This window comes from Microbulbifer sp. THAF38 (genome assembly GCF_009363535.1).
GTDB lineage: Bacteria > Pseudomonadota > Gammaproteobacteria > Pseudomonadales > Cellvibrionaceae > Microbulbifer.
In genome coordinates this window covers 2,375,957-2,387,073 of record NZ_CP045369.1, presented here as the reverse complement: position 1 = coordinate 2,387,073, position 11,117 = coordinate 2,375,957, and the positions used below count along the sequence as shown (strand labels likewise).

The 11,117-nt window shown below is 53.6% G+C and carries 10 protein-coding genes; 9 read left to right on the top strand and 1 reads right to left on the bottom strand.

Annotation, left to right across the window (positions count from 1 at the left end; genetic code table 11):
- Positions 1 to 48 precede the first annotated feature (48 nt).
- The gene (locus tag FIU95_RS10120; RefSeq protein ID WP_152453658.1) at positions 49 to 1,686 is read right to left on the bottom strand and encodes an electron transfer flavoprotein-ubiquinone oxidoreductase; all 1,638 of its coding nucleotides are present in this window, start codon (positions 1,684 to 1,686) and stop codon (positions 49 to 51) included.
- Between the two features lie 353 nt (positions 1,687 to 2,039).
- Here FIU95_RS10120 and FIU95_RS10115 point away from each other — a divergent pair, with 353 nt between their 5' ends.
- The 9 genes from FIU95_RS10115 to gspI all read left to right on the top strand — a co-directional run bounded on the left by FIU95_RS10115 (position 2,040) and on the right by gspI (position 11,116).
- Positions 2,040 to 2,789, top strand: a complete 750-nt coding sequence (locus FIU95_RS10115) for an electron transfer flavoprotein subunit beta/FixA family protein (protein WP_152453657.1) — start codon at positions 2,040 to 2,042, stop codon at positions 2,787 to 2,789.
- On the top strand, positions 2,789 to 3,718 hold the full coding sequence (locus tag FIU95_RS10110; RefSeq protein WP_152453656.1) for an electron transfer flavoprotein subunit alpha/FixB family protein: 930 nt from the start codon (positions 2,789 to 2,791) through the stop codon (positions 3,716 to 3,718). The genes FIU95_RS10115 and FIU95_RS10110 overlap by 1 nt, the downstream gene beginning before the upstream one ends.
- Positions 3,719 to 3,938: 220 nt before the next feature.
- Positions 3,939 to 4,631, top strand: coding sequence for a type II secretion system protein N (locus FIU95_RS10105; protein WP_152453655.1), 693 nt, complete (start codon positions 3,939 to 3,941; stop codon positions 4,629 to 4,631).
- Between the two features lie 57 nt (positions 4,632 to 4,688).
- Positions 4,689 to 6,728 carry a type II secretion system secretin GspD gene (gspD, locus tag FIU95_RS10100; protein ID WP_152453654.1) on the top strand — a complete coding sequence of 680 codons (2,040 nt, stop codon included), beginning with the start codon at positions 4,689 to 4,691 and terminating at the stop codon, positions 6,726 to 6,728.
- Positions 6,725 to 8,221 (top strand): type II secretion system ATPase GspE, encoded by a 1,497-nt coding sequence (gene gspE, locus FIU95_RS10095; protein ID WP_152453653.1) that lies wholly within the window; start codon positions 6,725 to 6,727, stop codon positions 8,219 to 8,221. Before gspD ends, gspE begins: the two co-directional genes overlap by 4 nt.
- A gap of 2 nt (positions 8,222 to 8,223) precedes the next feature.
- The gene (gene gspF / locus FIU95_RS10090) at positions 8,224 to 9,441 is read left to right on the top strand and encodes a type II secretion system inner membrane protein GspF (RefSeq protein ID WP_152453652.1); all 1,218 of its coding nucleotides are present in this window, start codon (positions 8,224 to 8,226) and stop codon (positions 9,439 to 9,441) included.
- 265 nt (positions 9,442 to 9,706) lie between these two features.
- A complete protein-coding gene (gspG, locus tag FIU95_RS10085) occupies positions 9,707 to 10,135 on the top strand; it encodes a type II secretion system major pseudopilin GspG (RefSeq protein WP_152453651.1) in 429 nt (142 codons plus the stop codon).
- Positions 10,136 to 10,155: 20 nt separating this feature from the next.
- Entirely contained in the window at positions 10,156 to 10,743 is a 588-nt protein-coding gene (locus FIU95_RS10080; protein ID WP_152453650.1) for a prepilin-type N-terminal cleavage/methylation domain-containing protein, read from the top strand.
- Positions 10,733 to 11,116, top strand: coding sequence for a type II secretion system minor pseudopilin GspI (gene gspI / locus FIU95_RS10075; RefSeq protein WP_152453649.1), 384 nt, complete (start codon positions 10,733 to 10,735; stop codon positions 11,114 to 11,116). The genes FIU95_RS10080 and gspI overlap by 11 nt, the downstream gene beginning before the upstream one ends.
- The last annotated feature ends 1 nt before the right edge of the window (position 11,117 follow it).

Here is an 11,117-nt window from a genome sequence, read left to right as displayed (position 1 = left end):
TAATACGGATACAAAAATGGCGCCCGAAGGCGCCAGAAAGCAAACTGCTTACATATTTGGGTAGTTGGGGCCGCCGCCACCTTCCGGAGTAATCCAGACAATATTCTGGGTTGGGTCTTTGATATCACAGGTCTTACAGTGTACGCAGTTCTGCGCGTTAATCTGGAAGCGCTTGCCATTAGCATCTTCAACCACTTCGTAGACGCCTGCGGGGCAGTAGCGCTGAGCCGGTTCATCATAGATTGGCAGATTGTGGTTCAGCGGGATCTCCGGATCCTTTAGGGTCAGGTGACAGGGCTGATCTTCCTCGTGGTTGGTATTAGAAATAAACACAGAGGACAGTTTGTCAAAGCTGAGTACGCCATCGGGCTTGGGGTAATCAATCTTTGCGCAGTCTGCAGCAGGCTTCATCTGTGCGTGATCCGCTTTGGTGTCGCGCAGGGTCCAAGGCAGCTTACCTTTAAATATATTGATATCGACAAATGCGTAAGCAGAACCGAGGATGTTGCCCCACTTATGCTGCGCCGGGCCGAAGTTGCGCTGCATATGCAGTTCTTTCCAGGCCCAGCTATCGCGATACTTGGCGGTGTAGTCGGTCAGCTCTTCGCTCGTGCGCTCTGCGGCAAGGGCTTCCACAACAGACTCGGCGGCGATCATACCGGACTTCATCGCGGTGTGATTACCTTTGATCTTGGCGAAGTTGAGGGTGCCGGCGTTGTCACCGATCAGCAGGCCGCCGGGGAAAGTCATCTTCGGTTGAGATTGCAGTCCGCCTTTGACAATGGCACGCGCACCGTAGGCGACACGCTGGCCACCTTCCAGGTATTGTTTGATTACCGGATGGTGCTTGTAGCGCTGAAATTCGTCAAAGGGGCTAACGTGTGGGTTGCTATAGGCAAGATCGGTGATCAGGCCAACCACAACCTGGTTGTCTTCCAGGTGATAAAGGAAGCCGCCACCGTGGGTGCCGCTCTGCTCCAAAGGCCAGCCTGCAGTGTGAACTACCAAGCCTTGCTGGTGTTTGTCCGCAGGAACCTTCCAGATCTCCTTAATGCCAATGCCGTAATGCTGCGGGTCGGCATCTGTATCCAGCTTGAAGCGCTCGATCAGTTGCTTGCCCAAGTGGCCGCGACAGCCCTCGGCAAAAAGAGTGTACTTGGCGTGCAGCTCCATGCCCGGCATATAGGAGTCTTTCTGCTCGCCATTCAAACCAATGCCCATATCGCCGGTGGCAATACCTTTTACAGAGCCGTCTTCGTTGTAGAGGACTTCTGCAGCGGCGAAGCCGGGGAAGATCTCCACCCCCAGGTTTTCTGCTTGCTCGGACAACCAGCGGCACAGGTTGCCGAGGCTGATAATATAGTTGCCCTCGTTATGCATGGTGCTCGGCACAAACATGTTGGGGACTTTGATGGAGTTCTCATCGCTACGCAGAACGTAGATATCGTCGCCCTTGACCGCGGTGTTCAGCGGGGCGCCGCGCTCTTTCCAGTCTGGGAAGAGTTCATTCAGGGCGGTTGGCTCAAAAACTGCGCCAGAGAGAATATGGGCACCGACCTCGGAGCCTTTCTCTACAACGCATACTGAGACGTCTTCATTGAGCTGGCGAATACGGCAGGCCGCTGCCAATCCGGCCGGACCGGCACCCACGATCACTACATCGTATTCCATTGATTCGCGTTCCACGGCACTCTCCTCAGCAGTTGTATTCAACTTTTTGCGGCCATTCCGGCCTTATCATTTATATAGATGGCGGATTATATAGGCGTTTATTCAACCCTACCAATTGCATGACTATTCAATTGCTATGGCAAATGTGCTGTATTTCAACGGCTTAGGGAGACTGAATAGATGGTTTCTATTTCCAGAAATAGATTGTGTGAATGGCAGCAGTGACCTCTATTTGACTATTGATTTTGCCGTATAGAAACGCCACCATACACGCCGTTCAAACACTTGTTTGACCAGAACACCGTATCCGTTCGCGATGAGAATCGTCAGTCGCGGCTGTTAAAAAGCATATTTGAGACGGGATTTCCATGAAAGTTCTTGTAGCTGTGAAACGCGTTGTCGACTACAACGTCAAGGTTCGCCCCAAGGCGGACGGCACTGACGTTGATACCGCCAACGTCAAAATGTCTATCAACCCCTTCTGCGAAATCGCAGTAGAAGAGGCGGTTCGCTTGAAGGAAAAAGGCGTTGTTAGCGAGATAGTCGCCGTTTCCATGGGTCCCAAGCAGAGCCAGGAGCAAATCCGCACAGCACTGGCCCTGGGAGCCGACCGAGGCATTCTGGTTGAGACCGATGCCGAACTGCAGCCTCTGGCTGTAGCCAAATGCCTGAAGGCGATTGTCGATAAAGAAGAGCCGCAAATGGTTATTCTCGGCAAGCAGTCTATTGATGGCGACAACAACCAAACCGGCCAGATGCTGGGCGCCTTGACTGGCATGGGGCAGGGCACCTTCGCTTCCGAAGTGGTTGTTGAAGGCGACGCTGTAAAAGTGACTCGTGAAATCGATGGCGGCCTGCAGACTGTAGAGCTGAAACTGCCGGCTATCGTGACCACTGACCTGCGTCTGAACGAGCCGCGCTACGCGTCTCTGCCGAATATTATGAAGGCTAAAAAGAAGCCTCTCGACACCACCACCCCAGATGAGTTGGGTGTAGATATCACTCCGCGCACTAAAACCCTGAAAGTTGAGCCACCGGCTGAGCGTCAGGCTGGCGTTAAAGTTGCCGACGTTGCGGAACTGGTAGAGAAACTGAAAAACGAGGCGAAGGTAATCTGATGAGCATCCTGGTTATTGCTGAACACGACAACGCCGAACTGAAGGGCGCCACGCTCAACACTATTGCCGCAGCTAAAGCTATCGGTGGCGACATCGCCGTTCTGGTTGCAGGCGCGGGTTGTTCTGCTGTTGCTGACGCTGCGGCCAAAGCTGAGGGCGTTAGCAAAGTATTGCTGGCTGACAATGCTGCCTATGAGCACCAACTGGCTGAAAACGTTGCCAAACTGGTTGCCGATCTGGGTAAAGACTATGGCCACATCCTGGCTCCCGCTACCACCACTGGTAAAAACATGCTGCCGCGCGCCGCTGCGCTGCTGGATGTTCAGCCGATCTCCGACATCATCTCCGTAGAGAGCGCCGACACTTTCAAGCGTCCAATCTACGCTGGTAACGTGATCGCGACCGTGCAGAGCTCTGATGCCATCAAGGTGATTTCCGTTCGCACCACTGCTTTCGACGCGGTTGCTGCAGAAGGCGGTAGCGCGGCTGTTGAGTCTGTGGATATTGCAGACGACGCTGGTGTCTCATCCTTTGTAGGTGAAGAGCTCGCCAAGTCCGATCGCCCAGAACTGACCGCCGCTAGCGTGGTCGTATCCGGTGGTCGCGGTATGCAGAATGGCGAAAACTTCGAGATGCTGTACAAGTTGGCAGACAAGCTGGGTGCGGCGGTTGGTGCCTCGCGCGCTGCGGTAGATGCTGGATTTGTACCCAACGACATGCAGGTTGGTCAAACCGGTAAGATCGTCGCTCCCGACCTGTACATCGCTGTTGGTATTTCCGGCGCTATCCAGCACTTGGCCGGTATGAAAGACTCCAAGGTTATCGTGGCTATCAACAAAGATGAAGAAGCTCCAATCTTCTCTGTTGCTGATTACGGCCTGGTGGCTGATTTGTTTGAAGCGGTCCCCGAGCTTGAAGCAAAGCTGTAATTCCTGATTAGTATACTGATCAGTATTGAAAAGGCGGCGTATTGCCGCCTTTTCTCATTTTTGGCTTCTGGACTACGGAACTAGTGTGCAATTTCGGGGACGAAGTGATGGTTTGCAACGTTTAACTGGGCAGGAGCGTTGCCTTTCAGAGGCAGAGGCAACAAAATAGGCGTCAAAAACCAATAACCTAAGAAAGTTGAACTTGTACGTGGGTATGTTCATGTCCCCATTAAAGCGAGCCATTGGCTCAGTAGGTAACGGCCTTGGCCAGGGCGATTCGCGAAGATCATTCTCTCGCGGCACCATGGCGGCATCCGCAGTGGGACTACTTTGGGTGTCTGGCAATTTGCTTGCCTATGGCGCATTGCTGATTCCCTCGGAGCCGGAGGAGTCTCTCCTTGCCGAGCGTAACGATAGTCGGGTAAGTGCCCCTCAGGCAGCTTCCATACCGAATACCCCCTTCTTCGGCTATGCCGAAGCCAAGAAGCAAGAAGCTATCCCAGAGGTGGATCTCTCTAACCTCCCTGTAACCCAGCTGAATATTGTTCTTTCCGGGGTTTTGGATAACTCGGATAAGAGTAAGGCCAGTGCACTGGTTGCAGAAAAGGGTAAGCCTGCCCAGCGTTTGTTTGTTGGGGATTCCCTGCCCGGTGGCGCCGAACTTTATTCTGTTGAGGTAGACCATGTAGTTCTTCGTCGTAATGGCAGGATGGAAAAACTGACATATCCAGAGATGGACGGACGCCCGAATGTTCCGTTGAGAAATTATTCAAGCCTGTCAAATAGGTCCAGGCAAAGCAGTAGTGCGAGAAGTTCTTCGAGACGTGAAGCGAGCCAGGAAAGTATTCGAGAGCGGATGGAAAAGCTGCGTGAATTGGCCCGTGAGCGTCGTGCTCAGCGCCAGCCCCAATAAAACTGTCTAACTAGATTGTTTTGAGTTTTTTGAACATTTACTAGAGCCAGATAAATAATGATGAAGATGTTTTATCGACGGCTGATTGCGGTCGGGTTTGGTTTTTTTGTGTCTACTGCAACGCTGGCTCAAGGCTCGGAGAGAGTTACCCTCTCTCTCGACAATGCCGATGTTCGCGACCTGATTAACTGGGCAGCCGATTTCACCGGCAAAAATATTATTGTCCACCCCAATGTAAAAGGGAAAGTCACCGTCGTTGCCGGTGACCCTATGACACACGATGAAGCTTTCGATGTTTTTATGTCGGTGCTTCAGGTAAACGGTTTCAGCCTGGTAGAGCAGGGCGGTACCTGGAAAGTGGTACCCGATGCGCTCGCTAAACAGCAGGCAATTCCTGTTGCCGATGAAAACACCCGCGCTCCCGCCGAATCCCTGGTTGTCCGCACGGTTCGGGTTGAAAACATCTCCGCTTCCCAGTTAATTGCCATGTTGCGCCCGCTGATTCCCCAGACCGGCCACTTGGCGGCTTATGCCGATACCAACACCCTGATCATTGCCGATCGTGCGGCAAATATTGACCAGATTGTACGCTTGGTCGATCAGCTGGACCGCGCCGGTGCGATCGATATTGAAGTGGTTCCCTTGATGTTTGCCTCCGCCAAAGAGGTTAAGCAAATCCTCAATGACTTGCTGCAGGCGTCTGGAGGTAAAGGTGCGGGCCAAGAAGTTCAGCCGCTGCGAATCGCAGTGGATGAGCGATCCAACAGCGTGCTTTTGACCGGTGACCCGGTAACTCGTCAACAAATTCGCACTGTTATTGGCCGTCTGGACCAGCCGTTGGCTGGCGACGGTAACACGGCGGTAGTTTATGTCCAGTATTCCAATGCCGCTGACCTAAAGCCGATATTGGAAGGCATGAGTGGCAGTATCCAGAATACGGAGAAAGATCAGCAGGCTGCGAATGTTGAAGTCAGCATTCAGGTCAACGAATCTCTCAATGCCCTGGTTCTCACTGCGCCCCCGGCATTGCTGGAAACGATGAAAGGCGTTATTGCACGCCTGGATGTGCGTCGTGCCCAGGTGCTGATCGAGGCGATTATTGTCGAGGTGAATGAGGATACCAATAACGAACTGGGTATCAGCTGGATTACGGGTGATGAAAATGTTGTTGCTGGTTGGAACAACTTGCCGGCCGAAGATGGCGATGGAAATATCAATCCGTTCTCTCTTCCTCTTACGAGTGTCACTGGAGCGAATGCATTGCATCTAGGGTATCTGAGTGGCACCGACCTGCGAGTTGCAGTGAACGCGCTTGCCACAGCAGGCAATACCAATATCCTGTCTACGCCGACCATTATGGCTCTGGATAACGAAGAAGCCGAAATTCTCGTCGGTCAGAACGTACCCTTTATTACTGGTGAGCAATTGCTGTCCGGCAGTAATGATGATCCTTTCACCACGATTCAGCGTGAAGATATCGGTACCACCCTCAAGGTCACCCCGCGAGTGAACAACAATAACTCGGTAACCCTCGAAATTGAGCAAAAGGTTGAAAACCTGCTTTCCGCCGCAGCAGATGCAGCTGTTGGTGCCTCGGATATCATTACCAGTAAGCGCGAGATACGTACCAAGGTATTGATTGATGATGGTGCGATTTTGGTTTTAGGTGGGTTGATTGAAGATAGAGTCACTGACTCTGTCCAGAAAGTACCTCTGCTGGGGGATATTCCTGGGATTGGCCGCTTATTCCGCAACAACAAGAAGGATGTCCAAAAGACCAACCTGATGGTGTTCCTGAAGCCGAAAATCCTGAGCACCCAGCGGGCAGGCTACGAAGAAACCCGCAAGCGCTATATGGATATGCAGCAGAAGCAGATCTTCTTGAAAGACAGAACCAGCCTGCTGTGGGATTGGCACCGCGGTGACGCACTGCCTGACTTGATGCCGCCGACTGGCACCTATAACGAGAGCCCAGCGCCGGTAGATGGTTCTATCAATGCCGTCGATAACCTGGAAGATGCCCTGGAGGGAATGCCTGGCGAGGTTGAGGTATTGGACGGTGAGGTTGAGGTGCTGGAGGTAGAAGAATCTAAATGACGGTTGATACAGGAACAGGGACTCCAGCAATTCGTCGCCTTCCATATGCTTTCGCCAAGCGCCACAAGGTCCTGCTACTGGAGCAGGAGGGGCGCCCGCTGTGCCAATACGTTGCACCGCTGAGCCCCTCCGCGATTGCGGAGGTGCAGCGTATCAACGGTGGTGCGGTTAGCCTGGAGTCGGTGGAAGATGAGATTTTCCAGGTGGCGCTACAGCGTCTCTACGAAAATCGTGAGGGCGGCAACCTCTCCGAAGTGGAGGGGTTGGGCGACGACTTGGACTTGGCTGCGGTGGTAGATTCACTGCCGGAAACAGAAGACCTGCTGGAGCAGGAAGATGATGCGCCCATCGTTAAGTTGATCAATGCGATATTTGCGGAGTCCCTGAAGCAGGGCGCTTCGGATATTCATATTGAGACCTTCGAAAAACGTTTGGTGGTGCGCTTCCGGGTTGATGGTGTACTGCGTGAAGTACTGCAGCCCCGGCGCGCCTTGGCACCGCTGTTGGTTTCCCGTATCAAGGTGATGGCCAAGCTGGATATCGCCGAAAAGCGTATTCCACAAGATGGCCGTATTTCACTGTTGATGGCCGGGCGCGAAGTGGATGTGCGTGTTTCCACCATGCCATCTTCGGCTGGCGAGCGTGTGGTGATGCGTCTGCTCGACAAGCAGGCGGGGAAGATGGACCTAACCAAGCTGGGTATGTCCGAACGGGATCTCAGTGTTATGACTGAGCTATTGGCCCACCCCCACGGCATTATTCTGGTGACGGGCCCGACGGGCTCGGGTAAAACGACCACCCTCTATGCCGGTCTCGGCAGTATCAACAGTCGCGAAAAAAATATTCTGACGGTGGAAGACCCGGTCGAATACAACCTGGAAGGGGTTGGACAGACCCAGGTCAACACCAAGGCAGATATGACGTTTGCACGGGGCTTGCGCGCAATTTTGCGTCAGGACCCGGATGTGGTGATGATTGGTGAGATCCGCGACCTTGAAACTATGCAGATCGCCATTCAGGCGAGTCTGACAGGTCACTTGGTACTCTCAACCCTGCATACCAATACCGCGCTTGGTGCTGTTACCCGTCTGATGGACATGGGTATCGAACCTTTCTTGCTGTCCTCCAGTTTGATCGGGGTTCTGGCGCAGCGCCTGGTCAGGGTACTTTGCCCCACCTGTAAGCAGCCCCATATCCCTGACGAGGGGGAAAGGGCGGTGCTCGGTGTTGCACCCGGTGATGATGCCCTTATCTACCGTCCCAAGGGTTGTGATGATTGCAACCATACCGGCTATGTGGGTCGTATCGGTATCTACGAACTGGTGCCACTCAATGAAATCATGCGCCAGTTGATTCATGATCGCGCCTCCGAAAGTAAGTTGGTGGCAGAGGCGCGCAAGCTCGGGCCAAGTATTCGCGATGATGGTGTCGCCAAGATCCTGGCGGGCAGGACTTCCCTTGAAGAAGTGATGCGGGTAACCCAGGAGTCCTGATAGTGGCAGCATTTGAATACACAGCCCTGGCGGCATCGGGTCGGAAGAGCAAGGGAACCCTCGAGGCGGATAGCGCCCGCTCCGCGCGACAGCAGTTGCGCGCTAAAGGCATGGTGCCTTTGGATGTCGCGCCAGCCGCGGAGCAATCCGAGAAGAGCGCTGGCGCCTTTATGTCCGGAAGTCCCGGGCTCAGTATTAAAAACCTAGCCCTGCTCACCCGCCAGATCGCCACTCTGTTGCGTGCCGGTATTCCCTTGGAGGAGACTCTTGGGGCAATTGCCAATCAGACCCGCAACCAAAAGATCCGGCGTGTAGTGCTGGCAGTGCGCGGCAAGATTCTGGAGGGCCACAGTTTTGCCCAGGCCCTGGGTTGTTTTCCCAAGGCTTTCCCTAAGCTCTACCGGGCTACGGTGGAAGCCGGTGAGCACTCCGGGCACCTGGATGCGGTGCTGGAACGCTTGGGAGACTACACAGAGGGGCAGCAGCAGTTTCGCCAGAAAGTGCAATTGGCACTGATTTACCCCATGGTATTGGTCTTTATCTGTGTCCTCGTGGTTACTGGCCTGATGGTTTATGTGGTGCCGGATGTCATTGAGGTATTCACAGGCACCGGACAAATTTTGCCGCTGCCCACTCGAATACTGGTATCACTGAGTGACTTTATTGCCGCCTGGGGCTGGCTGGTACCCCCAGCGCTGGGCGCCATTATTGCCGGTGTGGTCATTATGCTGCGCCGTCCAGCGATCAAATTTAAGTTTCACCACCGTTTGTTGGAGCTTCCCGTTATTGGCTGGATGGTGCGCGGTGCGCAAAGTGCGCGCTATGTGGGCACCTTGGCGATCCTAACCGGTAGTAGTGTCCCTCTGGTCCAAGCGATGGGTATTGCTCGCGGGGTTATGACCAATGAGTTCTTGAAAGATCGCCTGGAAACTGCACAGAAGACGGTACGTGAAGGCGGTAGTTTGCACCGGGCTATGGAAGATATTGGATATTTCCCACCAATGATGATCTATATGATCGCCAGTGGTGAATCTTCCGGCACCCTGGACGAAATGCTGCAGAGGGCCGCGGAGTCTCAAGAGCAAGACCTCCAGGGGGCGGTGACTGCTTTTGTGAGCTTGTTCGAACCGCTGATGTTGCTTGTTATGGCCGCTATCGTACTATTTATCGTAATGGCCATCATGATGCCAATCATGAGCATGAACGAACTGGCTATGTAGAGCTCAAAGTAGTGAAGTCCATAGATTCTGGATGCAGGTTATTTAGGAGGGGAAGATGAAATCCTTACTAAACAGCCGTGGCTTTACTCTACGCGAGGCCTCAAGGGTACTTATTGGTCTTGGTTTAGTAGGGGTGCTCGGCTTCTTACTGCTTTGAAAATGTAGATAGTCTCTTTTTACAAAAACTGAATATTTTTAAATTGGGGTCACGATTCCCTTCGTGGCCCTGGGGGTTCCCAGCTTTCAGCTGAACTTGGAGAGAAAAATGCGAAACCTACGTAGAAGTGGTGGCTTCACCTTGATTGAAGTCATGGTGGTGATTGTGATCCTTGGTGTTCTCGGCGCCATGGTGGTCCCCAGTGTTTTGGGCAAAACTGGTGAGGCCCGCATGAAGGCAGCTCGTGTTGACCTTCGCGCTATCGAGACCGCCCTCGACATGTACCGCATGGACAACTTTGTTTACCCAAGTTCCGACCAAGGTCTGGAAGCTCTGGTGACACGCCCGTCTGGTTTCCCGGAAGCCAAAAACTGGAATGAACCTTACTTGAAGAAAGCGCCCAAGGATCCTTGGGGTAACGCTTACCAGTACATCAGCCCTGGCAGCAACGGCGCTTTCGACTTGTTCTCTCTTGGTGCCGATGGCAAGCCCGGTGGGGAAGGTGAGGCCGCCGATATTTTCGCCGCTGATCTGTAATCCGGGTCCAATAGCACTCGATGTACAAGCGACTTGCTCTCACGGGGCTCAAGCGTAATCGCGGTTTCACACTGGTCGAGATATTGGTGGTGATTGTAATCATCGCCAGCTTGGCTGGGATGGCCGTGATGTCCCTGGGTAGTTCCGGAGCACGTGTGTGGGAGGGGGAGACTCAGCGTCTCTCCGCCCTGTTACAGCTAGTCGCCGATCGGGCCTTGATCGACAAAGCCCACTACGGTGTCGTTCTTGAACCGGAATCTTATACCGTGGTGCGGTTTGACCCCACTACCATGACTTGGGTGGCGCCCGATATGGCTGCCGCCGGCAGGCGCAGTCAGCGCTTTGCGGCCCATGAATTCCCTGCAATTGTGCGCCTTGAAGTTCTTGAAGAGGCAGAGCTCCCCTCCACTCAATCTACCGAGTTTGCCGAAGAGCAGGGTGACGAAGAAAATCTTAAGCCACAGTTCGTTGCCTTATCGAGTGGTGAAGTTCTACCGGTGAAGTTGGCAGTTTTCCTAATTGAGGATGGCGACTATGCCCGTGGCGCAACAATTTCCTACAGCAGCCTGTACGGTTTGCAGTTAGAGTGGCAAGCCGATGACCTTTAAGTGCAAGACCATGAATCGCCAGGGTGGTTTTACCCTGGTAGAGGTTTTGATTGCCCTGGTTATCTTTGGGGTAATCGCTGCCAGTGTGTTACGCACCATGCAGAGCAGTGTCCAGCGCCAGCGGGTAATGGAGGAGCGGCTCGCTGCTAATTGGGTGGCGCAACAGATACTCTCGCAAGTTCGTGTGCAAACTCCCTGGCCACCGATTGGTGAGAAAAAGGATGAAGTGTCCTTTGCCGAGAGGGACTGGGAAGTGACTGCAAAGGTGGAGGCGACCAGTGAAGAACGCCTGCGCCATATCATTATTAAAGTGGGTTATCCCGATGCCGAAAATCCAACCCTAACCTTGGATGCCTGGGCGGCGGAGGAGTAGC